This window comes from Leclercia sp. AS011 (genome assembly GCF_037152535.1).
Taxonomy (GTDB): domain Bacteria; phylum Pseudomonadota; class Gammaproteobacteria; order Enterobacterales; family Enterobacteriaceae; genus Enterobacter.
This window is the reverse complement of record NZ_JBBCMA010000004.1, coordinates 257,557-280,883: the sequence shown is the minus strand read 5'-3', so window position 1 is coordinate 280,883 and position 23,327 is coordinate 257,557. Positions and strand designations below refer to the sequence as shown.

General features: G+C 57.2%; 23 protein-coding genes and 1 pseudogene. 12 read left to right on the top strand and 12 right to left on the bottom strand.

The features are described from left to right. Nucleotides 1-5: 5 nt before the first annotated feature. Both WFO70_RS17435 and WFO70_RS17430 read right to left on the bottom strand, forming a co-directional pair. Nucleotides 6-959, bottom strand: a complete 954-nt coding sequence (locus WFO70_RS17435) for an ABC transporter permease (protein ID WP_337017879.1) — start codon at nucleotides 957-959, stop codon at nucleotides 6-8. A 58-nt stretch (nucleotides 960-1,017) separates the two neighbouring features. Continuing rightward, nucleotides 1,018-2,607 (bottom strand): ABC transporter substrate-binding protein, encoded by a 1,590-nt coding sequence (locus WFO70_RS17430; protein ID WP_337017877.1) that lies wholly within the window; start codon nucleotides 2,605-2,607, stop codon nucleotides 1,018-1,020. Between the two features lie 256 nt (nucleotides 2,608-2,863). On the opposite strand from WFO70_RS17430, the gene yghU reads away from it, so the two are divergent. Then, nucleotides 2,864-3,733 (top strand): glutathione-dependent disulfide-bond oxidoreductase, encoded by an 870-nt coding sequence (gene yghU, locus WFO70_RS17425; RefSeq protein ID WP_337017875.1) that lies wholly within the window; start codon nucleotides 2,864-2,866, stop codon nucleotides 3,731-3,733. A gap of 89 nt (nucleotides 3,734-3,822) precedes the next feature. On the opposite strand, the gene WFO70_RS17420 is transcribed toward yghU, so the two are convergent. Together WFO70_RS17420 and WFO70_RS17415 are read right to left on the bottom strand one after the other, a co-directional pair. After that, on the bottom strand, nucleotides 3,823-4,506 hold the full coding sequence (locus WFO70_RS17420) for a molybdate ABC transporter substrate-binding protein (RefSeq protein WP_337017873.1): 684 nt from the start codon (nucleotides 4,504-4,506) through the stop codon (nucleotides 3,823-3,825). Further along, nucleotides 4,506-5,558, bottom strand: a complete 1,053-nt coding sequence (locus WFO70_RS17415) for an ABC transporter substrate-binding protein (protein WP_337017872.1) — start codon at nucleotides 5,556-5,558, stop codon at nucleotides 4,506-4,508. The genes WFO70_RS17420 and WFO70_RS17415 overlap by 1 nt, the downstream gene beginning before the upstream one ends. Before the next feature lie 167 nt (nucleotides 5,559-5,725). Here WFO70_RS17415 and WFO70_RS22540 point away from each other — a divergent pair. From WFO70_RS22540 to fucR, 3 genes and pseudogenes are all read left to right on the top strand, one after another. Beyond that, nucleotides 5,726-6,139, top strand: a pseudogene (locus WFO70_RS22540) (PAS domain-containing protein); the annotation flags it as partial. A gap of 102 nt (nucleotides 6,140-6,241) precedes the next feature. Further along, nucleotides 6,242-6,709, top strand: coding sequence for a GGDEF domain-containing protein (locus WFO70_RS22535; RefSeq protein ID WP_442913398.1), 468 nt, complete (start codon nucleotides 6,242-6,244; stop codon nucleotides 6,707-6,709). Then, on the top strand, nucleotides 6,706-7,422 hold the full coding sequence (gene fucR, locus WFO70_RS17405) for an L-fucose operon activator (protein WP_337017868.1): 717 nt from the start codon (nucleotides 6,706-6,708) through the stop codon (nucleotides 7,420-7,422). The genes WFO70_RS22535 and fucR overlap by 4 nt, the downstream gene beginning before the upstream one ends. Here the strand turns inward: fucR and WFO70_RS17400 are convergent. Both WFO70_RS17400 and yghX read right to left on the bottom strand, forming a co-directional pair. Continuing rightward, on the bottom strand, nucleotides 7,419-8,966 hold the full coding sequence (locus WFO70_RS17400) for a methyl-accepting chemotaxis protein (RefSeq protein ID WP_337017866.1): 1,548 nt from the start codon (nucleotides 8,964-8,966) through the stop codon (nucleotides 7,419-7,421). The two genes, fucR and WFO70_RS17400, sit on opposite strands and share 4 nt — an antisense overlap. A gap of 280 nt (nucleotides 8,967-9,246) precedes the next feature. Next, on the bottom strand, nucleotides 9,247-10,134 hold the full coding sequence (gene yghX / locus WFO70_RS17395) for a YghX family hydrolase (RefSeq protein ID WP_156264632.1): 888 nt from the start codon (nucleotides 10,132-10,134) through the stop codon (nucleotides 9,247-9,249). An 83-nt stretch (nucleotides 10,135-10,217) separates the two neighbouring features. On the opposite strand from yghX, the gene WFO70_RS17390 reads away from it, so the two are divergent. Next, the gene (locus tag WFO70_RS17390; protein WP_337017862.1) at nucleotides 10,218-11,258 is read left to right on the top strand and encodes an aldo/keto reductase; all 1,041 of its coding nucleotides are present in this window, start codon (nucleotides 10,218-10,220) and stop codon (nucleotides 11,256-11,258) included. A 47-nt stretch (nucleotides 11,259-11,305) separates the two neighbouring features. On the opposite strand, the gene WFO70_RS17385 is transcribed toward WFO70_RS17390, so the two are convergent. Both WFO70_RS17385 and WFO70_RS17380 read right to left on the bottom strand, forming a co-directional pair. Further along, a complete protein-coding gene (locus tag WFO70_RS17385; protein WP_337017861.1) occupies nucleotides 11,306-11,794 on the bottom strand; it encodes a TIGR00645 family protein in 489 nt (162 codons plus the stop codon). 81 nt (nucleotides 11,795-11,875) lie between these two features. Continuing rightward, nucleotides 11,876-12,379 carry an ESA_00282 family adhesion-associated protein gene (locus WFO70_RS17380; RefSeq protein WP_337017859.1) on the bottom strand — a complete coding sequence of 168 codons (504 nt, stop codon included), beginning with the start codon at nucleotides 12,377-12,379 and terminating at the stop codon, nucleotides 11,876-11,878. A 105-nt stretch (nucleotides 12,380-12,484) separates the two neighbouring features. On the opposite strand from WFO70_RS17380, the gene WFO70_RS17375 reads away from it, so the two are divergent. The 3 genes from WFO70_RS17375 to WFO70_RS17365 all read left to right on the top strand — a co-directional run bounded on the left by WFO70_RS17375 (nucleotide 12,485) and on the right by WFO70_RS17365 (nucleotide 14,353). Continuing rightward, nucleotides 12,485-12,889, top strand: coding sequence for a hypothetical protein (locus tag WFO70_RS17375; protein WP_337017857.1), 405 nt, complete (start codon nucleotides 12,485-12,487; stop codon nucleotides 12,887-12,889). Next, nucleotides 12,882-13,334 (top strand): cytoplasmic protein, encoded by a 453-nt coding sequence (locus WFO70_RS17370; RefSeq protein WP_337017856.1) that lies wholly within the window; start codon nucleotides 12,882-12,884, stop codon nucleotides 13,332-13,334. Before WFO70_RS17375 ends, WFO70_RS17370 begins: the two co-directional genes overlap by 8 nt. A gap of 122 nt (nucleotides 13,335-13,456) precedes the next feature. Further along, nucleotides 13,457-14,353 carry an SDR family oxidoreductase gene (locus WFO70_RS17365; protein WP_337017854.1) on the top strand — a complete coding sequence of 299 codons (897 nt, stop codon included), beginning with the start codon at nucleotides 13,457-13,459 and terminating at the stop codon, nucleotides 14,351-14,353. A 102-nt stretch (nucleotides 14,354-14,455) separates the two neighbouring features. Here WFO70_RS17365 and exbD read toward each other — a convergent pair whose 3' ends face one another. Continuing rightward, entirely contained in the window at nucleotides 14,456-14,881 is a 426-nt protein-coding gene (gene exbD, locus WFO70_RS17360) for a TonB system transport protein ExbD (RefSeq protein ID WP_337017852.1), read from the bottom strand. A 6-nt stretch (nucleotides 14,882-14,887) separates the two neighbouring features. Further along, on the bottom strand, nucleotides 14,888-15,619 hold the full coding sequence (gene exbB / locus WFO70_RS17355) for a tol-pal system-associated acyl-CoA thioesterase (protein WP_337017850.1): 732 nt from the start codon (nucleotides 15,617-15,619) through the stop codon (nucleotides 14,888-14,890). Nucleotides 15,620-15,869: 250 nt separating this feature from the next. Between exbB and metC the strand changes: the two genes are divergently transcribed. Together metC and yghB are read left to right on the top strand one after the other, a co-directional pair. Next, nucleotides 15,870-17,057, top strand: coding sequence for a cystathionine beta-lyase (gene metC / locus WFO70_RS17350; RefSeq protein ID WP_337017849.1), 1,188 nt, complete (start codon nucleotides 15,870-15,872; stop codon nucleotides 17,055-17,057). 141 nt (nucleotides 17,058-17,198) lie between these two features. Next, nucleotides 17,199-17,858: a DedA family general envelope maintenance protein YghB gene (gene yghB / locus WFO70_RS17345; protein ID WP_337017847.1), complete on the top strand. Its 660-nt coding sequence runs from the start codon at nucleotides 17,199-17,201 to the stop codon at nucleotides 17,856-17,858. A 50-nt stretch (nucleotides 17,859-17,908) separates the two neighbouring features. On the opposite strand, the gene WFO70_RS17340 is transcribed toward yghB, so the two are convergent. Then, complete coding sequence (locus WFO70_RS17340; RefSeq protein WP_337017845.1) at nucleotides 17,909-18,805, bottom strand: AraC family transcriptional regulator; 897 nt, start codon at nucleotides 18,803-18,805, stop codon at nucleotides 17,909-17,911. Between the two features lie 183 nt (nucleotides 18,806-18,988). On the opposite strand from WFO70_RS17340, the gene yqhD reads away from it, so the two are divergent. Together yqhD and dkgA are read left to right on the top strand one after the other, a co-directional pair. Continuing rightward, complete coding sequence (gene yqhD, locus WFO70_RS17335; protein ID WP_337017843.1) at nucleotides 18,989-20,152, top strand: alcohol dehydrogenase; 1,164 nt, start codon at nucleotides 18,989-18,991, stop codon at nucleotides 20,150-20,152. A 105-nt stretch (nucleotides 20,153-20,257) separates the two neighbouring features. Continuing rightward, the gene (gene dkgA / locus WFO70_RS17330) at nucleotides 20,258-21,085 is read left to right on the top strand and encodes a 2,5-didehydrogluconate reductase DkgA (protein ID WP_337017841.1); all 828 of its coding nucleotides are present in this window, start codon (nucleotides 20,258-20,260) and stop codon (nucleotides 21,083-21,085) included. A gap of 39 nt (nucleotides 21,086-21,124) precedes the next feature. On the opposite strand, the gene WFO70_RS17325 is transcribed toward dkgA, so the two are convergent. After that, nucleotides 21,125-23,296 carry a YgiQ family radical SAM protein gene (locus tag WFO70_RS17325; RefSeq protein ID WP_337017839.1) on the bottom strand — a complete coding sequence of 724 codons (2,172 nt, stop codon included), beginning with the start codon at nucleotides 23,294-23,296 and terminating at the stop codon, nucleotides 21,125-21,127. Nucleotides 23,297-23,327: the final 31 nt, after the last annotated feature.

Here is a 23,327-nt window from a genome sequence, read left to right as displayed (position 1 = left end):
CGGGATTACCTCAGGGTACGTATGCGGGGATCGGCGAAGCGATATAACAGATCGGCGATCAGGTTGCCGACGATCAGCATCAGCGATGAGAGCATGATGATCGCCATAATCAGCGGGTAGTCGAGGGAAGTGATCGACTGGATCCCCAGTAATCCCATGCCCGGCCAGGAGAAGACGCTCTCGGTGACATAGGCGCCGACCACCAGCTCGCCAAACGACAGGCCAAACAGGGTGATCACCGGCAGCAGCACGTTTTTCAGCACATGACGGAACAGGATGCTGGAACGCGTGGCCCCGTAGGCCAGCTGGGTCTGCACGTAGTCGGCCGAGAGCTGCGAGATGGTGTTGGAGCGGATGTAGCGCACGTAGCTGGAGAGGTTATAGAAGGTGAGCGCAATGCACGGCAGCACGCCGTGGCGCACAACGTCCAGCCAGTTATCCTCCATGCCGATGGTGCGCATCCCCATGCTGGGGAACCAGTTGAGCTGCACGGCAAAGACGGTGATCAGCAGAATGCCGAACCAGAAGATCGGCACCGAGATGCCAATATAGGCGAACAGGTTCAGGACATGATCCAGCCAGCGGTGTTTAAACGCCCCGGCCAGCAGCCCCAGCGGAATGGCGAGGATAATCGCCATCAGCAGCGAGGCCCCCATCAGCCCAAGGGTGGCCGGAATGCGCTCGGCAATCATCACCAGCACCGGGCGGTGATAGATCAGCGAGTAGCCCAGATCGCCCTGCAGAATGTTTTTCAGCCACAGAAAATATTGCGTTACCAGCGGCTTATCCAGCCCCAGACTCTGGCGAATACGCTCGATATCCTCGGGTGCCATGCGCGGGGTGATGTAGGCCGCCACCGGATCGCCCGGGGCGAGTTTGACCAGCAAAAAAGCCACCAGCGAGATAAAGAACAGCATCGGCACCAGTTGCAGCAGCCGACGCGTGAGTAATGTGTTCACGACATGCCCTTACGACTTACCCAACAAAAAGCCCCGATCGGTTGACCGGGGCGACAGCTTATTTTTGGTAGATTTTTGACAGATCCTGGAACAGATACACCGGCTTCGGCTCCGCCTCTTTGGTGCCGCCAAAGCGTTTATCCACCGCCACGGTGGCGTTGGTATACGCAATCGGGTAGTAGGTCATGTCGTTGGCCACGGTCTGCTGGATCTGCTTGTAGATTTCAGCGCGTTTGCCAGCGTCGGTCTCCACGGCCCCTTTATCCCACAGGGCATCGAACTGCGGGTTCTTATAGTGAGCGTAGTTGTAGGCTTCGTTGCTCATGAACAGCGATTTGTAGCCATCCGGCTCGGCACCCATGATGTAGCCGCCGAGGTTCAACTCCCAGGCGGTGTTGTTCATGTCGAGGCTGCGCTGGGACATGGCGTTCGAGTCGAGCGGCATCAGCTCCACGTTCACCCCAATCCCCTTCAGCGCCTGCTGAATGTAGAGCGCCTGGCTCTCCTGGGTTTTATTGGTGTTCACATAGGCCAGACGCAGCTTGAGGTTTGCCGGTGCGCCGGCGGTTTTCAGCAGATCTTTGGCTTTTTGCTGGTCGAACTTGTACTGCTCCACGTCGTCCGTCTGGTAGAGGGTATCCGGGGTCAGGAACGAGGTGGCCGGTTTGGCGTAATCCAGCGAGGTGAATGCGGTCTGGGTCAGCTCATCCTTATTGATGGCGTATGCGATGGCCTGACGCAGCGCTTTGCTCTTCATTACCGGCACGTTCTGGTTGAAGGTCATATAGGCCAGACGCCCTTCCGGATAGACCACAAAATCAAACTTGCCGGTGTTCTTCAGGCGCGACACATCCTGCGGATCGACCATCTTGAGGTTGATCTCGCCGTTTTGCAGCGCGAGGTTGGCGGAGTTGCTGTCTTTGGCGAAACGGTAGGTCACGGAGTCGAGCTTCGCTTTGCCGTTCCAGTAGTCATCAAAGCGGGTCAGGGCGTAATACTGCCCGGCGCGATACTCTTTAAATTTGAACGGCCCGGAACCGACCGGTGCATCGTTTTTAGTGCTCTTTTCCAGATCGGCTTCATTAGCGAAGACGTGCTGCGGGATCGGGTAGATCTGTACCAGGGTGCCGGTAAAGGCGGCGCTCACCTGCGGCAGGGTGAACTTGACGGTGCGATCGTCCAACTTACTCACCGCCACCGGCTTACCGCCGTAGGTGAACATGCTGCGGAAGAAGCTGTGCTGTTTCTCCTCCAGCAGTTTATTGAAGGTGAAGACGACGTCATCGGCGGTCAGCGGCTGGCCGTCCTGCCATTTCAGATTCGGTTTTAAGGTCAGGGTGTAGCTGAGGTTATCGGCGGAGGGCGTCAGGCTCTCGGCCAGGCCCCATTCGATTTTGCCATCGTTGAAGCTGTAGAGCGGAGCATACAGCGCCTGCATGATCGTCAGGGTGGTACGGTCGCTGGCATACAGTGGGTTAACCGCCAGCGGATCGCCGGAGGTAATGCCGATAATCAGGGAACCGCCCTCTTTCGGCGCATCGCTTTTGGCAGCCGGGGCCGACGCGGTCTCTTTATTTTTGGCATCATCACAGCCCGCGGCGACCAGGGCCAGCGCGACCAGAACAGCAGATACTAATGGCTTACGCATATCTCACTAACTCCTTGCCTTGAAAGTTTTTTTAACTGCTAATTTTTATTTTTCACAGATATCTGTTTGCGCATCATATTCAGCTTTAAGCCCTTTCGCATTAACAATGAAAATGCCATTTTTGATTAAGCTTATGCGTAATTTATATATATAAGCGCCAGAAGGAATAGTGCATATGCTTATGCGCTCAGTTCGTTAAACCCTTCACGGAATGCCTGCTAAACTGCCTCAACACATCCCAAAAAGGCAGATCAACATGTCCGACAACAACTACCAGCCAGCGAAAGTCTGGGAATGGAAGCAGAACCCCAACGGCAGCCCGTTCGCCAGCATCAACCGTCCGATTTCGGGCGCCACCCATGACAAGGCGCTGCCGGTCGGTTCGCATCCGCTGCAGCTCTACTCCCTGGGCACACCAAACGGCCAGAAGGTAACGATCCTGCTGGAAGAGCTGCTGGCGCTGGGTGTCACCGGCGCAGAGTATGATGCCTGGCTGATCCGCATTGGCGAGGGCGATCAGTTCTCCAGTGGCTTTGTCGACGTCAACCCGAACTCCAAAATTCCGGCCCTGCGTGACCACTCCACTACGCCGCCAACCCGCGTGTTTGAGTCCGGCAATATCCTGCTCTACCTGGCGGAGAAATTTGGTCACTTCCTGCCAAAAGATCCGGCGGGCCGGGTAGAAACCCTGAACTGGCTGTTCTGGCTGCAGGGTGCGGCCCCGTTCCTCGGCGGCGGGTTTGGTCACTTCTATCACTATGCGCCAGTGAAAATTGAGTACGCGATTGACCGCTTCACCATGGAAGCCAAGCGTCTGTTCGACGTGCTGGATAAACAGCTGGCGCGCGGTCGCTACGTGGCGGGGGAAGAGTACAGCATCGCCGATATCGCCATCTGGCCATGGTTCGGCAGCGTGGCCCTCGGCCAGGTCTATGGCGCGGCGGAGTTCCTGGATGCGGAAAGCTACAAGAACGTCCAGCGCTGGGCGAAAGATATCGCCAGCCGTCCGGCAGTGAAGCGCGGGCGCATCGTTAACCGCACCAACGGCGAGCTGAACGAACAGCTGCATGAGCGTCATGCCGCCAGCGATTTCGATACCAATACCGAAGACAAACGTCAGGGTTAATGTGCTGGCAAATGCCCGGCGACGCTGCGCTTGCCGGGCCTACGGATTGGTTTTTGTAGGCCGGGTAAGCGCAGCGCCACCCGGCAGAATTACCCGCCAAATCCCGCCTGGTGTAGGATCATTTTCGCCTTTGCAGAAACCAGAAAATCCGCGAGTGCTTTTCCCTGCGGCGTGATCACCGCGCAGCCATACTCCGCGCGCGGGTTAAAGGGTGCCGGAATATCAATGACCGTCAGCCCTGCGATCTCGCGTAAGGGTGCCGCGTAGCTGGCATACCCGATAAAGGCCTCCGCTTGCCCGCTGTGGATAATCCACTCGGCCGCCAGCCTTCCCGCCGGAATGGGTGCAGAATGTGGTCCCCCTACCAGCGCCAGCGCCCGTATTCTCACTGCTTCGCCAGCGTCACCCATCCGGGTAAACAGCGTCCGGGTGTAATCCCCGGATGGATCGGCCCCAGGCGTCGAGGTGGCAACCCGTAAATCAGCCCGGGTCAGCACAGAGAACCAGTCATCGCTGTCGCCCAGCACCTCGCTGCGCACGGTCAGACAGAGTCTATTGCTGGCGAACGACACCACGGATTGCGCCCGTCCGGCAGCCCGCAGCGTCTGCGGATGATCAAGACTGGCAGAGGCAAAGAGATCGCAAGCCTCACCCGATTCAATACGCTCCCGTAACAGCCCTGCCGGACCAAACAGGGTCTCAACCGGTTCAGGGAAGTGGGCCATTAATTGCGGCCACACCCTGCGCAGGCTGCCTGCAGCCAGCACGCGCATCAGTCGATCCCCTGATAAGTGGTGCGATAGAAACGCTGATACCAGTCGTTGGCTACTTTGCGCATATCCACGTCCTTAAACTTCTCCGGGTAGAGCTTTTTCGCCATCCACAGCTCGCCGATGCCCATCGCCTCCGGCATCGGGTAGCCCCAGGCTTTGGCGTAGTCCGGCATCAGGTAGACGCGCTGGTTTTTCACCGCATCAATGGTCTGCCACTGCGCGCCGGTTTTGATCTCGTTGACCACGGAGGGATAGCGGTCCTGGACAAAAATCACCTGCGGGTTCCAGGCGATCACCTGCTCCATCGCCACGGTTTTAAAGCCCTGAATGGTCGCCGCCGCCACGTTAACCGCCCCCGCATGCGCCATCATCAGGCCGGTATATTTCCCGGAGCCGTAGGTGGTCAGTTCCGGATTAGCCATATAGGCACGAACCCGTTTTTCCGCCGGGATAGAATGCAGGCGATCGCTGACCAGCTTGCGGCCCTTATCCGTGGCGTCAATCAGCGCTTTCGCTTCTGGCTGCTTGTTAACAATCTCGCCAATCAGCGCGATCCCTTCGCGCAGCCCGAGATCGTACGCCTGCTCTTCGTCGGCCATCGTGGGGTTCATTTTTGCTTTTTCTCCCGCAGCATCGTGACGCAGGGAGATAGCAACCACCGGAATACCGAGGCTGCCGATCTTATCGATCATCTCCTGTGGCGCGTAGTTGGTGACAAACACCACATCCGGCTTCAGGGCCACCAGCTTTTCCGGGTCGACGTGGGTAAGATCGCCCAGCGTGGCTTTCTGAGTCAATTCGGGGGCCAGACGGGCGTAGCCCTCGCCCAACTGCTGTTTCCAGTTCGCCATCACCCCGACAATTTTGTCGGTGGCGTTCATTTGCACCAGTAGGTTCAGGGTCTGGTGCTGGAGCACCACCACGCGGTCGACCTCATCGGGGATCGTTACCTGACGTCCAGTCTGGTCGGTGATCAGGCGGGATGCCTGAGAAGAGAGGGGCAGTAAAGCCACTATGCCCAGGGTTACGGCTTGCCAAAATCGCTGTTTCATCATGTCCTCGCATTCGTTATGTATTTAATTATACAACGATGCGATTATGCCGTCGTGCCCCTTTTAGAGGTAAAAGGCCCTAACGCAAATCCCTCTCTTTTTTCAACGGCATATTTACAACCATCCAGTAAACTGGCATCAATAATTTCTTTCTTCAGATTATTCGCATGTCAGAAAAGGCGCTGGAACAGCAGATTCAGATTCTCAAAAAGCATAATGCCCGGCTTGCCAGGCTGGCGCGTGACGCCCGCAACAAGCTCAGCGCTGCGCTCGACGGGACGGGTCTCTGTTTATGGCAGCTTGACGTCCCGACCGGGAAGCTCATTATCTATAACCGCCGCTGGGGCTCGATGCTGGGCTATCAGCCCAAAGAGCTGAGCGCGCAGTTTGAGATCTGGCGCGACCATCTGCACCCTGATGACCGGCAGAACGTGCTTGATGCCTTCTACGATCATCTGCACGGCAAAACGCCCTTCTACGAAGCGCTGCACCGGATGCAGCATAAAAACGGCACCGTTACCTGGGTGCTGGATCGTGGCCGCGTTACCGAGTGGGATGAGCAAGGCAACCCGCTGAAGGTGACCGGCACCCACATCGACATGACCAAAGAGAAGCAGTACGAGGAGCAGCTTGCCCTGCTGGCGAATCACGATCCGCTCACCGGCCTCGCCAACCGCCATGCCCTGCTCACGCATTTCGCGCAGCTCAAAGCCCAGGGCCCAATGTGCATTGCCTTTATCGATCTGGATGACTTTAAAACGGTGAACGATACCTTCGGTCATCGCAGCGGCGATGAGCTGCTGATCCAGCTCAGCCAGCGTCTGCGCGATACCTGCCCGCCCGGTGCCGTAGTCGGCCGTCTGGGCGGGGACGAGTTTGTCCTGCTGCTGCCCTTCCCGCTCACCAGTCTGCTGGTGAACAGCACCGCGCACCACTGCCTGAATGCCGCCCTGACGCCGTTCGAACTGGATAACGGCCAGGCGCAGGTGGGGGCCTCGGTGGGGATCGATGAGGTGCAGGAGCAGGATGATTTCGTCAACGCCCTGCGCCGCGCCGACCGGTCGATGTACCAGATTAAGCACACCGGCAAGAATGGCGTGGCGATTGGCCAGACGCTGATCTCGGTCTCCCGCAGCGGAGTCCATTCATGAAAAGCACCCGTCATCAGGATCTGATCCGCCTGCTGGCGGCCTCCGACTGGCTGACAACCGACGCCCTTGCCGCGGAGCTTAGCGTCAGCAAAGAGACGATTCGCCGCGATCTGAAGCAGCTGCAACAGCAGGGCAAAATTGTGCGCCAGCACGGACGGGCGCGGGCCATTCATCCGGATCACCGCGACGGGGGCGAACCCTTTGGCGCACGGCTGAAAAGTCACTACGCCGATAAAGCCGACATTGCCCGCCACGCCCTCGACTGGGTCAGCGAGGGGATGACCCTCGCCCTCGATGCGAGTTCAACCTGCTTTCACCTGGCGCGGCAGCTGCCGGATATCGCCCTGACGGTGTTTACCAACAGCCTGCCAATCTGCCATGAGATGGCGAAGCGCGAACGCATCACCCTGATCTGCTCGGGCGGGACGCTGGAGCGCAAATATCGCTGCTATGTGAATCCGGCCCTGGTGACGCAGCTGAAGGCGCTGGAGATCGACCTGTTTATTTTCTCGTGCGAAGGGGTGGATGAGCAGGGTGTGATGTGGGATCCCACCCCGCACAGTGCCGGGTTTAAGACGCAATTGCTCAGCCGCGCCAGCCAGTCGCTGCTGCTGATCGACAGAAGCAAGTTTCCGCGCGCCAGCGAAGTGAAAATAGGCCACCTCTCACAGGTGACCCAGTTGATCAGCGACGTACCGCTCGCCCGCCGTTAGCTCGCCAGACGGAACTTCTGCACCGAGCGTTGCAGCTCCTCGGTCTGACGCTCCAGCGCGGAGGCCGCGGCCGACACCTGCTCCACCAGCGAGGCGTTCTGCTGGGTCACGCCGTCCATCTGGGTGATCGCCACTCCCACCTGGGAAATACCTTTGCTCTGCTCTTCCGAGGCGGCAGCAATCTGCTTCATGATGGTGGTCACGCCGGTGATGTCGCGCAGCACCGCTTCCATGGTAGTGCCGGTGTCGTTCACCAGTCGGGCCCCGTCTTCCACGCGGGAGACGGAGTCGGCGATCAGCCCCTCGATCTCTTTCGCCGCATTGGCGCTGCGGCTGGCGAGATTACGCACCTCGCCCGCCACCACCGCAAAGCCACGCCCCTGCTCTCCCGCACGCGCCGCTTCCACCGCCGCGTTGAGGGCCAGAATATTGGTCTGGAAGGCGATGCTGTTGATGACGCTGGTGATCTCCGCGATCTTCTTCGAGCTGACGGAGATACCGGTCATGGTGTGAACCACGTTTTCCACCAGCGCCCCGCCCCGGCTGGCGGTGACAGAGGCCACATCCGCCAGCTCGCTGGCCTGACGGGCATTGTCGGCATTGAGCTTCACCGTGGCGGTGAGCTGCTCCATGCTGGCCGCCGTCTCTTCCAGCGCCGCCGCCTGCTCTTCGGTTCGTGATGAAAGATCGTTATTGCCGGAGGAGATCTCCGTGGCACCGCGCCAGATATTCTCGCTGCCGGCGCGGATGGTGCTGACCGCCTCGCGCAGGCTGTCCTGCATCGCCGTCAGCAGCGGCACCAGCTGGCCCACGCAGTTACGGCCAAAGGGGGCAATCGGCTGGCTGAGATCGCCCTGGGCAATCTGACGAAAGTGGTAGCGGAGCTGATCCAACGGTTTCACCAGCATGGCGACCAGGTAACGATCGGCGAACAGCAGGATCAGCAGACCGATAAGGGTCGCGGTGATGATCACCGTGCGGGTGAAGCTGGTGAGGCCGTCAACGGTCACGCGGGTGCGGTCGAGAATGCTGTCGGCGGCTTTATTGAACTGTCCGGCACTGTCGCCAAAGGCGCGGCTCAGCGGCGGGGTAACGTTATTCGCCTGCTGGCGATAGGCGTCGAGATTGCCCTGCTGCGCGAGCTGCATCTGGGGTTTTACGCCGTTCTCCAGCAGCGCCTGCCAGCTGGCGATCACCTGAGAGGAGATCTGCGCATCCATCGGCCCCGGCGACATGGCTTTCATCTCAGCGAGCTTTTTGCTCATGGTGTCCAGCGCCTGCTGGACGGAGGTGAGATCCGCCGTACCGCCTGCCGCCTGCACGTCCATCGCCCGGGTCAGACGGGTGACAAAGCGGAAGTACTGATCGTTGCCCTGGCTGAGCACGGTCATCTGTTTGACCAGTTGACGATCGACGTCATTGCCATCGGCAACGCGCGACAGCGCCCAGGAGCCATACAGCCCAACCCCCGCCCACATTAAACAGAAAATCCCCAGAATCGTCAGCATGACGAACCGGATCGTGAAATTACGAAACACTTGCATAGATATTTCCTTGCCGTGAGGGAGATCTCGTCCGGAGACGAGTATTCCCTTCGTTATCGGCAATAAAATGCGAAGCGATACCCTTTATTGGTTATTTTATAAAACTTTTCATTTCTGTTTAATAAGTGTGGAAATTAAAAAAGGGCATCGATGGCATTACCCCTTAAAATAATCCGCCTTTATATTTCATAATGATGCAAATAAAGAGCATATATCTGCACCCTAATAATAAATAACCTGAACCCGGCATCAGGATCTCTGCCGGGTATTTTCCGGCAGGTTAACTCAAATATTTTTCAAACCATCCCAGGGTTCTTTTCCAGGCTAATTCCGCGGCGGGTTCGTCGTAACGCGGGGTAGAATCGTTGTGGAATCCGTGGTTTACGCCAGGATAGATCCAGGCTTCATACACTTTGCCGTTAGATTTAAGCGCGGCTTCATAAGCTGGCCAGCCCTCGTTAACATTCTTGTCGAGCTCGGCATAATGCAGCAGCAAGGGTGCCTTAATTTTGGCGACGTCTGCTGCCGGAGGCTGGCGGCCATAGAAAGGTACCGCGCAGGCCAGCTCAGGCCAGGCAACCGCCGCAGCGTTAGAGACCCCGCCGCCGTAGCAGAAGCCGGTGATCCCCACCTTGCCCGTGGCATCCGGGTGTTTTTCCATAAACCCGACGGCGGCAAAAAAGTCATTCATCAGCTTCGTGGGATCGACCTTCTGCTGCAGAACCTTCCCCTCCTCATCGTTGCCGGGATAACCGCCCACCGAGCTTAAGCCATCCGGTGCCAGAGCGATGTAGCCCGCTTTCGCTACCCGACGCGCCACATCCTCAATGTAGGGGTTAAGCCCGCGGTTTTCATGCACCACCACCACCGCCGGGACTTTGCCCGTGGCTTTGGCCGGTTTCACCAGATAGCCGCGCACCTGGCCATGGCCGTCCGGCGAGGGATAGGTGATGTACTCGGGCAGAATATCGGGATCGGTAAACTTTACCTGCTCGGCGAGGGCGTAGTTGGGCTTGAGCATATTGAACAGCGCCAGCGCCGTAACGCCACCGACGGCATAGCGGGCAGCCAGGTTGAGGAACTCACGTTTGTTGATTTTGCCGTGAGCGTAATAATCGTAGTAGTCGAGCAATTCCTGAGGAAAGTCTTTGGCGGTCATACGCGTCATCGCATATCTCCATGAATTGTGAACGAACTAAGGATAGAATAGAAACGCTGTTTCGAAAATCAATCACTAAGAAAGGAGACATCATGCCCTGGAACGCCTCTCCGGACCGCTACGAGAATATGCAGTACCGTTATTGCGGGAAAAGCGGCCTGCGCCTGCCCGCCCTGTCACTCGGTCTGTGGCACAGCTTTGGCCACGTCCACGCCCTCGATTCCCAGCGCGCCCTGCTGCGTAAAGCCTTCGACTGCGGCATCACCCATTTTGATCTCGCCAATAACTATGGCCCACCGCCGGGCAGTGCGGAGGAAAATTTTGGCCGCCTGCTGCGCGACGACTTCGCGGCGTATCGCGATGAGCTGATTATCTCCACCAAAGCGGGCTATGACATGTGGCCGGGTCCGTACGGGGCGGGCGGTTCGCGCAAGTACCTGCTCGCCAGTCTCGATCAGAGCCTGAAGCGGATGGGACTGGAGTACGTGGATATCTTCTATTCCCACCGGGTAGATGAAAACACGCCGATGGAAGAGACCGCCTCTGCGCTGGCGCAGGCGGTGCAGAGCGGGAAAGCGCTGTATGTCGGCATCTCGTCCTATTCCCCGGAACGGACCCAGAAAATGGCGGATCTGCTGCGCGAGTGGAAGATCCCGCTGCTTATCCATCAGCCCTCTTACAACCTGCTTAACCGCTGGGTGGACAAAAGCGGCCTGCTGGATACCCTGGAAGCCAACGGCACAGGCTGTATCGCCTTTACCCCGCTGGCGCAGGGGCTGCTGACCGGGAAGTACCTGAACGGCATTCCTGACGGCTCCCGCATGCAGCGCGAAGGCAAAAAGGTACGCGGCCTGACCGAGAATATGCTGACCGAAGCTAATCTGAACAGTCTGCGTTTACTGAACGGGATGGCTGAGGCGCGCGGTCAGACGATGGCGCAGATGGCCCTGAGCTGGCTGCTGAAGGATGAGCGCGTGACCTCGGTACTGATTGGTGCCAGCCGCACGGAGCAGCTGGAAGAGAACGTGCAGGCGCTGAATAATCTGCACTTTAGCGAAGAGGAGCTGCAGCGGATTGACCAGCACGTGGCCGACGGGCAGTTGAATCTGTGGCAGGCGTCATCAGATAAATAACAAAAAAGCCGGGTGGCGCTGCGCTTACCCGGCCTACAAAACCCGGTTTACTTCCGGCTCAGCTTATCCAGATACCCCATCACAAACGCTGACAGCACAAACGTCAGGTGAATGATCACGTACCACATCAGCTTGTTATCCGGGATATTTTTGGCGTCCATAAACACCCGCAGCAGGTGAATCGACGAGATGGCCACAATCGAGGCGGCGACTTTGTTTTTCAGCGACGAGGCATCCATTTTGCCCAGCCAGCTGAGCTTCTCTTTATCGGACGAAATATCCAGCTGCGAGACAAAATTTTCATAGCCTGAGAACATCACCATCACCAGCAGGCCGCCAACCAGGGTCATATCCACCAGCGACAGCAGCACCAGGATCAGGTCGGATTCTGCGATGCTGAAAATATGCGGCAGGACGTGAAAAATTTCCTGGAAGAATTTAATACATAGGGCCACAAGCGCCAGCGAGAGGCCAAAATAGACCGGGGCTAACAGCCAGCGGGAGGCATACATTGCGTTTTCAAAAAAGCGTTCCATAAAGTCCTGTCTGCAAACGAAACCAGCATCCAGTATATCGCAACGCGGCAAAGTGTTTGCAACAACTAAACAACACAGACCCTATACCTGCTCCGGCTTCACGACAGGCCGTTGATATTCCGGCCAAACCAGTACCACCAGCGACGGATAAGCCTCCAGGCTGAACTCGCGGAAACACTGGCGCAGGTTCATTACCTCCAGATCGGAATGCGACACTTTCTCACCATTAAGGCAGCGCTTCTTGATATTGTCGTAATATTTGTAAACCGCCGAGTTAAGATCGCTGCAACGACGCTGCGCCTCAAACAGGTCAGGAATGCTATTTATTTCCACCATATTCATTCGTTTAATTGTGGCATGGAGAAAATCTATATATTCATGATTAACGCGCCAGTACCAAACCGGCGTAATCGCATTCATTAACACAGAAAAATGGTCTTCGCCCTCTTCTTTAGACATGCGCTCTGGTTGGGCAGGGTTGTGCGCGTTCTCTGCGTCGCTGCTTTTATTGAACTCTTTCATCAATAAAAGAACCACGGCGGTAAGCAATAACAAAGTAATGACAGTATAAAAAATGCTGTTCATATAGGCAGGCTCCATTTTTTTTGATTTTAAATTTGCCTCATGTTATTGTCAACGAATCTCACACTCCAGACAACCCCACCCTGTTGAAATTAAAGGAAATATAAAATGTTGCCCGACAATCTGGTTCCGGCTAAGTTTCACATTTCTACCGTGGAACCGACACCACCAGAAGCAGAAAGCAATGCAAATTTCACTAAAGGGAAAAGAACACTCGCGGATTACGCGCCTGAAATATTAATTGGTGTTACCCGTACCGGTAACTCCCGCAATATGTTGCTCGAAGAGCATGACCGCCATATAAAGGACCGGTTATTCCGGGTGGTTAAAATCGAGGTCTTCGCCCGCCTGCTCAATGACCTGCAAGCGGAAGGGGAAATAGATGCGCAGGCACTAAGTCAAATATTGACGGAAAAAACCGATGAGATTAACGAAGCCGGTAATGATATCTGGCTGAATCTAATTACTTGCGAAAAAAACACGCCTATTTTCTATAAGCTAGAGGATGAATAACGTGAAGGATGTTGATAACAACAACGTTTATTTAGCTTTAGATGATAAAAAGAGCGATGAATTTATCTTAGAGCAAAACCTGGCAGCGCTGAAAGAGATTAAAAATGCGGAAATACAACGCATTGCAAAAGAGCTGCTCTCTATTCCGGCGGGCCTGGTGCGCCTGAAATGGCAGAATCGCCGGGAAATTTATCCGTTACAGGTTAAAGAAGAGATCTACGGCGCGACAATTAACGCCATTATGGCGCAGCGGCCAGACTTAAAAGAAAAAATACTGGCCCGCCTCGAAACCAATTATCAGTATTTGCGGGCACGTGAAACTGCCACCCTGCGCGTCACCCGTAAACTGGCCGATGAAGGCTATCGCACCACCAGCGTGACCACCGTTGCGCTGAATGAAGAGGTGCTGGCCGCGAAAGCAACGCCTCCTGCGCAAAAACCGTAACCCCCCGCCAGTTCGTCCCGCTCCGCCTGTTGCTTTTATTTAAGGATTATCCTGAATGATCCTCACTTGCCGGTTGATTCTCCTAAGCTTAAAGCCTGATCACCCACTCAAGGAGAACCTCAATGGCAAATTCCCAGAGCAAAATTCAGGACCCCACCACCCAGTACTACACCGGCGAATACCCCAAACAGAAGCAGCCCGTCCCTGGTGTGCAGAGCAAGATGGATCCGGTGCCGGACTGCGGCGAGAAGAGCTATAAAGGCAGCGGCAGACTACAGGATCGTAAGGCGCTGGTGACAGGGGGCGATTCAGGTATTGGACGCGCTGCCGCCATCGCTTACGCGCGTGAAGGCGCAGACGTCGCTATTAACTACCTGCCCGCTGAAGAAGAGGATGCGCAGCAGGTTAAGCAGCTGATAGAAGAAGCCGGACGCAGAGCGGTGCTGATCCCCGGCGACCTGAGCGATGAAAAATTTGCCCGTTCGCTGGTGCATAAAGCCCATCAGGAACTGGGTGGACTGGATGTGCTGGCCCTGGTGGCCGGCAAGCAGGTGGCGGTCGAGAAGATTGCCGACCTGACAACGGAGCAGTTTAAAGAGACCTATACGGTGAACGTGCTGGCGCTGTTCTGGATAACCCAGGAGGCGTTGCCGCTGCTGCCAGCCGGGGCGAGCATTATTACCACTTCGTCGATTCAGGCCTATCAGCCGAGTCCACACCTGCTGGACTATGCCTCTACTAAAGCGGCGATCCTTAACTTCAGCCGCGGGCTGGCGAAACAGGTGGCCGAGAGCGGCGTGCGCGTCAACGTAGTGGCCCCGGGACCTATCTGGACGGCGCTGCAAATCTCCGGCGGTCAGCCGCAGGAGAAAATCCCGCAGTTTGGTCAGCAGACGCCGATGAAGCGCGCAGGGCAGCCTGCGGAGCTGGCACCGGTGTATGTCTATCTGGCAAGTCAGGAATCAAGCTATGTGACCGCGGAAGTGCACGGGGTGTGCGGCGGGGAGCATCTGGGGTAGTTTAACGCATTGCCCGGTGGCGCTACGCTTACCGGGCCTACAAATAGGCCGGCCGCCACCCGGCAAAAACAAAAACGGCACCTCAAGGGGTGCCGTTATTGTTTATTTCGCGACTGTTTTCTCTTCGCCTACCAGGCCAATCTTCAGGTAACCCGCCTGATGCAGCGTGTCCATTACCTTCATCATGGTTTCGTAGTCGACGGTCTTGTCGGCACGGAAGAAGACGGTGGTGTCTTTCTTGCCGTCGGTCAGGGTATTCAGCGCCGGGATCACCGACTCATCCGTTACCGGATCGTTACCCAGGAACATAGATTTATCGGCCTTCACGGAGAGATAAATCGGTTTTTCCGGGCGCGGCTGCGGCTGGCTGGATGAGGCAGGCAGATTCACCTTCACGTCCACCGTCGCCAGCGGCGCAGCAACCATGAAGATAATCAGCAGAACCAGCATGACGTCGATAAACGGCGTCACGTTGATTTCGTGCATTTCGCCGTTATCGTCCAGATTTTCATTAAGACGCATTGCCATCGCGAATCAACCTAAGTGTAATTTCTGAGCAGAACGGACCGGCTTGACCGCGCTGGCGCTGAGGTCCAGATCGCGGCTTTGCAGCAGCAGAACCTGAGCGGCAACGTCACCGAGGGTCGCTTTGTAGCTGCCGATCATGCGGGCGAAGATGTTATAGATGACCACCGCCGGGATAGCGGCAACCAGACCAATCGCCGTCGCCAGCAGGGCTTCTGCGATGCCGGGGGCCACAACCGCGAGGTTGGTGGTCTGGGTCTGGGCGATGCCGATAAAGCTGTTCATGATGCCCCAGACCGTACCGAACAGACCGACGAACGGCGAAATCGCACCGATAGTCGCCAGGTAGCCGTTACCGCGCCCCATATGACGACCGATGGCCGCAACGCGACGCTCGAGACGGAAGCCGGTACGCTCTTTGATACCTTCGTTATCTTCGCTGCCAGCAGAGAGTTCGAGCTCGTTCTGGGCTTCGTTGATTAACAGGGTGGTCAGGCTTTTGGCCTGGAAGGAAGCGCTCATGTCGCTCGCCTGATTCAGGGTGCGGGCTTCGGCCAGCTGCTGCTGTTCGCGCTTAAGACGGCGCTTGTGCGAAAGCAGCTCCACGCTCTTACTAAAGAAAATAGCCCAGGTGACGACAGACGCCAGAATCAAGCCGATCATCACAATCTTTACTACGATGTCGGCATGATGATACATACCCCAGACGGAGAGATCCGTCTGCATCAAATTATTACCCACTCGCTATCTCCAGGACGCAAATCACAAATTCTGAGCATAATAATATCAAAACAGCGTCGAATTGATAGTAGTTCTCATTAGTATTTACATAGTGCCGTAAATTCGTTTCATTTTCCTTGCGCTTACGCAGGAAAAATTTCCCGGAAACAAATTTTAAAAAATTTTCCGCTGATCCCACCACCCTTCTCGCGACCATTTTTACTTTCATGGTAGTGTGGACGTCCAGACGTATAAAAACAGGTTGGCAAACATGAAAGAGAAACATCTTGATACCACCCTTGTCCAGGCGGGACGCAGCAAGAAATACACCCTCGGCTCGGTAAACAGCGTGATTCAGCGCGCCTCGTCGCTGGTGTTTGATACTGTCGAGGAGAAAAAGCACGCCACCCGTAACCGGGCAAAGGGCGGGCTGTTTTACGGACGTCGCGGCACGCTGACCCACTTCTCGTTACAGGAAGCGATGTGCGAGCTGGAAGGTGGCGCGGGCTGCGCGCTGTTCCCCTGCGGCGCGGCGGCAGTGGCCAATACCATTCTGGCGTTTGTCGAGCAGGGCGACCATATCCTGATGACCAACACCGCCTATGAACCGAGCCAGGACTTCTGTACCAAAATCCTCAGCAAGCTGGGCGTGACCACCGGCTGGTTCGATCCGCAGATCGGCGCGGAGATTGCCGATCTGATCCAACCCAATACCCGGGTGGTGTTCCTCGAATCGCCAGGCTCCCTCACCATGGAAGTGCATGACGTTCCGGCCATTGTAAAAGCGGTTCGTAGCAGAGCGCCGGACGCCATCATCATGATCGACAACACCTGGGCGGCAGGCGTGCTGTTTAAGGCGCTCGATTTTGGTATCGACATTTCAATTCAGGCGGCGACCAAATACCTGATCGGCCACTCGGACGGCATGATCGGCACCGCGGTCTCCAACGCCCGCTGCTGGGATCAGCTGCGTGAAAATGCCTATCTGATGGGGCAGATGGTGGATGCGGATACCGCCTACATGACCAGCCGTGGCCTGCGCACCCTGAGCGTGCGCCTGCGCCAGCATCATGAAAGCAGCCTGCAGATCGCCCAGTGGCTGGCACAGCATCCGCAGGTGGCGCGCGTCAACCATCCGGCGCTGCCGGGCAGCGTCGGGCATGAGTTCTGGCAACGTGACTTTACGGGCAGCAGCGGCCTGTTCTCGTTTGTGCTCAACAAGCGGCTGAGCAATGACGAGCTGGCAAACTACCTCGATAACTTCTCGCTGTTCAGCATGGCCTACTCGTGGGGCGGCTTTGAGTCGCTGATCCTGCCGAACCAGCCAGAGCAGATTGCCGGGCTGCGTCCGGGCGGGGAAGTGGACTTTACCGGCACCCTGATCCGTCTGCATATCGGTCTGGAAAATGTCGAAGATTTGATTGCCGATTTAGAGGCCGGATTTGCGCGTATCGAGTAGCCAGGCGTCTTAAAAACACGCTGCGGACACTTTTCTCCACATTAGGGGCAGAAAAGTCTGATTTGTTGCGCCTGCGATCAAAGCCCGCAGGCGAAATAGGGAGTACAATAGCCCTATATATGCTGTTCCACAGGAAAGCCCATGGCTGTTATTCAAGAGATTATCGCTGCACTCTGGCAACACGATTTTGCAGCACTGGCGGACCCACACGTGGTGGGGATTGTTTATCTGGTAATGTTCGCCACGCTGTTTCTGGAAAACGGGCTACTGCCTGCCTCATTTTTACCGGGCGACAGCCTGCTGCTGCTGGCGGGCGCGTTAATCGGTAAAGGGGTGATGGACTTCGCGCCGACGATGGTGATCCTGACCTCCGCCGCCAGCCTGGGCTGCTGGCTGAGCTATTTGCAGGGCCGCTGGCTCGGCAATACGCGGGTGGTGAAAAGCTGGCTGGCGCAGTTGCCGCATAAATACCATCAGCGGGCGACCTGCATGTTCGATCGCCACGGCCTGCTGGCGCTGCTCGCCGGGCGTTTCCTGGCCTTTGTGCGTACCCTGCTGCCTACCATGGCGGGCATCTCCGGCCTCTCGAACCGTCGCTTCCAGTTCTTTAACTGGCTGAGCGCGCTGCTGTGGGTCGGGGTGGTAACCACCCTCGGCTATGCGCTGAATATGATCCCCTTCGTTAAACACCATGAAGATCAGGTCATGACCTTCCTGATGATCCTGCCGGTATTCCTGCTGGTTGCCGGGCTGGTGGGCACCATCGTGGTGGTGATCCGGAAGAAGTACTGTAGTGCCTGACAGGAACTGCGCCGGGCGGCACTGCGTTTGCCCGGCCTGTAACGTCCTCCCTACCCCTGCATCATCCGGATCCGCGCCGCATCTTCCCCTGGCGTGACCCCGAAGTAGCGTTTGAACTCCCGACTGAACTGCGACGCGCTTTCATACCCCACCCGCAGCGCGGCCGCGCTGGCCTTCATGCCGTCGTGGATCATCATCATCCGCGCCTTGTGCAGGCGATAGCTCTTGAGATATTGCAGCGGCGAGGTGCTGGTCACCGATTTAAAGTTATGGTGAAACGCTGAGACGCTCATATTGGCCTCAGCCGCCAGCTGGTCGACGCTCAGGTTTTCGGTGTACTGGCTCTCAATACGCTTCAATACCCGGCTGATCAGGCTGAAGTGGGTTTGACGGCTGACCAGCGCCAGCAGCGCCCCGCCACCCGGCCCCAGCAGCACGTGATAGAGGATCTCGCGCACAATCTGCTTCCCGAGGATGCGCGCGTCCAGCGGGCGCGCCATCACATCCAGCAGGCGCTCAATGGCGCAGAGGATCTCATCCGTCAGCGTGGCGGAGTTGATCCCGCTGGCCGCCATCGACGGACAAAACAGCTCGTCTTCGCCAATATCCATCAGCAGCTCCTGCAACTGCAGGATATCCACATTTAAACGGATCCCGGCCAGCGGTACGGCTTCTGTCGCGAAGGTTTCACATTCGAAGGGTAAAGGTACTGTCAGAAGCAGATATTCGCGCGGGTCATAGCGGAACACCCGCTCGTTGATATAGCCAATTTTATGCCCGGAAAAGAGAAAAATGATACCCGGCTGGTACATCACCGGGGTGCGGGTACCGGGCTGGGTGCCGTACAGCAGGCGCACGTCCGGCAACAGTGCATCGAGATTCTTTCCATTATCTTTCAGTGTTTTAATTTGCGCCGTTAGCTGAAGGCAGGTTTCATCGCGGTTCATATTTGCTCAATCCGACCAGGGTTTGTGACCGTTGCAGTGTGCGCGGTTTTTCACAGTTTCTCCAGTACCCTGTAGAAATGGGCAAGACAACGGCAGGAATGTGCATTGAGAGGCGAGCCTGCGCTCGCCACAATGGGCACCATCAGTTAGCCCGATATTTTCACCCACCTAAGGGAACGAACAATGAACAATTTCAATCTCCATACCCCGACCCGCATTCTGTTTGGTAAAGACGCCATCGCCGATCTGCGCGAGCAGATCCCGGCCGACGCCCGCGTGCTGATCACCTACGGCGGCGGCAGCGTGAAGAAGAACGGCGTGCTGGATCAGGTCTACAGCGCGCTGGAAGGTCTGGACGTGCGCGAGTTCGGCGGCATCGAGCCAAACCCCTCTTACGAAACTCTGATGAACGCGGTGAAAATCGCCCGCGATGAGCAGATCACTTTCCTGCTGGCCGTGGGCGGCGGTTCGGTGCTGGACGGCACCAAATTTATCGCCGCGGCAGCCCACTACGCTGACGGCATCGATCCGTGGCACATCCTGCAGACCGGCGGCAGCGACATCAAAAGCGCCATCCCGATGGGCTCCGTGCTGACCCTGCCCGCTACCGGCTCCGAATCCAACAAAGGCGCGGTGATCTCCCGTAAAACCACCGGCGACAAGCAGGCCTTCATGAACGAGCACGTGCAGCCGGTATTTGCGGTGCTGGATCCGGTTTACACCTATACCCTGCCGCCGCGTCAGGTGGCGAACGGCGTGGTGGATGCTTTTGTTCATACCGTTGAGCAGTACGTCACTTATCCGGTAAACGCCAAAATTCAGGATCGTTTCGCAGAGGGCATTCTGCTGACCCTGATCGAAGACGGTCCGCTGGCGCTGAAAGAGCCGGAAAACTACGAAGTGCGTGCCAACGTCATGTGGGCCGCGACTCAGGCGCTGAACGGCCTGATTGGCGCGGGCGTGCCGCAGGACTGGGCCACCCACATGCTGGGCCACGAGCTGACGGCGATGCACGGCCTCGATCACGCCCAGACCCTGGCGGTGGTGCTGCCTGCGCTGTGGAATGAAAAACGCGACACCAAACGCGGAAAACTGCTGCAGTACGCTGAGCGCGTCTGGGGGATCACCGAGGGTTCTGACGACGAGCGTATCGATGCCGCTATCGTCGCCACCCGCAACTTCTTCGAGCAGCTGGGCGTGCCAACGCGCCTCTCCGGCTACGGCCTGGACGGGAGCTCCATCCCTGCCCTGCTGGCGAAACTGGAAGAACACGGCATGACGCAGATCGGTGAGCATCACGACATTACTCTCGATGTGAGCCGCCGTATTTACGAGGCTGCTCGCTAAGCGATTTTACGCGCTTACCTTTCGTTTTTCGGCATTTAGGCCAGGCTTAATGCACATACGCCACCAGAGGACTACCTCTGGTGGATGTCCAATGAAGGAGGAAAAATGGCAAACCAAACCGTAATCAAGCTTCAGGACGGCAACGTAATGCCCCAGTTGGGGCTCGGCGTATGGAAAGCCGGTAACGACGAGGTCGTCTCCGCCATTCATAAAGCACTGGAAGTCGGCTATCGCTCCATTGATACCGCGGCGGCCTACAAAAATGAGGACGGCGTGGGCAAAGCGCTGGCCAGCGCTGGCATGTCGCGCGATGAGTTGTTCATCACCACCAAGCTGTGGAACGATGACCAGAAACGTCCGGCGGAGGCTCTACAGGAGAGCCTGGACAAGCTGCAACTCGATTTCGTCGATCTGTACCTGATGCACTGGCCGGTTCCGGCCATCGACCACTATGTCGAAGCCTGGAAAGGGATGATTGACCTGCAAAAAGCCGGGCTGGTGAAGAGCATCGGGGTCTGTAATTTCCAGGTCCACCATCTGCAGCGCCTGATTGATGAGACGGGCGTTGCCCCGGTGATCAACCAGATTGAACTGCACCCGCTGATGCAGCAGCGTCAGCTGCACTCATGGAATGCGACCCACAAGATCCAGACTGAATCCTGGAGCCCGCTGGCACAGGGCGGCGAAGGAGTCTTCGATCAGAAAATTATCCGCGACCTCGCCGACAAGTACGGCAAAACCCCGGCACAGATTGTCATTCGCTGGCATCTGGACTGCGGCCTGGTGGTGATCCCGAAATCCGTTACCCCGTCGCGCATCGCGGAGAACTTCAACGTGTGGGATTTCCGTCTGGATAAAGACGAGCTGGGTGAAATTGCGAAGCTGGATAAAGGCAAGCGTTTAGGGCCGGATCCGGACCAGTTTGGCGGTTAATTGCGTTAAAAAAAACCCCGGCAAGCCGGGGTTTTTTATTTACGCTTTGCGCTTCACGGGCTTCTTCACACTGGAATTACCGTTCGAACGCTGATGCACTATCGGCGTGTGCTTGGTCAGCGCCGGACGGGTATTGCGATTCTGGCGACGCGCTTCGCGCATCTCATCCAGGGTTGGCGCAGGTACCAGGCAGTCGCGACGCGAGCCGATCAGGTGCTTTTTACCCATCTCTTCCAGCGCCTGACGGATCAGCGGCCAGTTAGCCGGATCGTGATAACGCAGCAGGGCTTTATGCAGGCGACGCTGTTTATCCCCCTTCGGCACCACCACATCCTCACTCTTATAGCCAATCTTACTCAGCGGGTTCTTGCCGGTGTAATACATGGTGGTCGAGTTCGCCAGCGGTGACGGGTAGAAGTTCTGCACCTGATCCAGACGGAAGCGGCGCTGCTTCAGCCACAGGGCCAGGTTGACCATGTCCTCATCACGCGTACCCGGGTGGGCAGAGATGAAGTACGGGATCAGATACTGCTCTTTCCCGGCCTGTTTAGAGTAGGTATCGAACAGCTCTTTGAAGCGGTCGTAGCTGCCCATCCCCGGCTTCATCATCTTCGACAGCGGCCCTTCTTCGGTATGCTCCGGGGCAATCTTCAGATAGCCGCCCACGTGGTGAGTCGCCAGCTCTTTGATGTAGCGCGGATCTTCCACCGCGATGTCATAGCGCACCCCGGAAGCGATGAGGATCTTCTTGATGCCCTTCAGGTCGCGGGCGCGACGATACAGGTTGATCGTCGGCTCGTGGTTGGTGTCCATGTGCTCGCAAATGCTCGGATAGACGCAGGAGAGACGACGACAGGTCTGCTCCGCACGCGGCGACTTACAGCGCAGCATGTACATGTTGGCCGTCGGGCCACCCAGATCGGAGATGACGCCGGTAAAGCCCGGTACCGTGTCGCGAATGGCTTCGATCTCGTTAACAATCGACTCTTCGGAACGGCTCTGAATAATGCGGCCTTCGTGCTCGGTAATGGAGCAGAAGGAGCACCCGCCGAAGCAGCCGCGCATGATGTTGATCGAGAAGCGGATCATCTCATAGGCCGGAATACGGCTGTCACCGTATGAAGGGTGCGGCACGCGCTTGTACGGCAGGGCAAAGACGCTGTCCATCTCTTCAGTGGAGAGCGGGATCGCCGGCGGGTTGACCCAGATATAGCGCTCGCCGTGCTTTTGCATCAGCGCGCGGGCACAGCCCGGGTTGGTTTCGTGGTGCAGAATTCGGGAAGCGTGAGCGTAAAGCACTTTGTCAGCTTTAACTTTCTCAAAGGACGGCAGCAGCACGTAGGTCTTTTCCCACGGCTTTGGACGCGGCGGCTGCACGGTGATGGCTTTGGCTTCGGCTTTCTTCGGCTCAACCGGTTTGTTATCCGCACACGGCAGATCGTCGCCGTACGGGTGCGGGATCGGGTCGATTTTGCCCGGCATGTCGATGATACGGGAGTCCACCCCGCTCCAGCCCGGCAGGGCCTCTTTCACCATGATGGCGGTGTTACGCACGTCGCGGATGTTGCCTACCGGCTCGCCCTGGGAGAGACGGTGCGCCACTTCCACCAGCGGACGCTCGCCGTTGCCGAAGATCAGCATGTCGGCTTTGGAGTCCACCAGCACCGAACGGCGCACGGTATCAGACCAGTAGTCGTAATGGGCGGTACGGCGCAGGCTCGCCTCGATGCCACCCAGGATGACCGGCACGTCTTTCCATGCTTCTTTGCATCGTTGGGTGTAGACGAGAGTGGCGCGATCCGGACGCTTGCCGGCCACGTTATCTGCGGTGTAGGCGTCGTCGTGACGCAGTTTGCGGTCGGCGGTATAGCGGTTGATCATCGAGTCCATGTTGCCCGCGGTGACGCCGAAGAACAGGTTCGGTTTACCGAGGCGCATAAAGTCCTCTTTGCTGTTCCAGTCCGGCTGGGCAATGATCCCGACGCGGAAGCCCTGGGCTTCAAGCATGCGTCCACAGATCGCCATGCCGAAGCTCGGGTGATCGACGTAGGCATCGCCGGTCACCAGAATAATGTCGCAGCTGTCCCAGCCGAGTTGGTCCATCTCTTCACGAGACATCGGCAGGAACGGCGCCGGTCCAAAGCAGGCCGCCCAGTACTGGGGCCAGGAGAAGAGGTCACGATCCGGCTGGATCAGGGAAATTGCGCTCATAATGCTTCCGAAGAAAAAATAGACAAAAGGA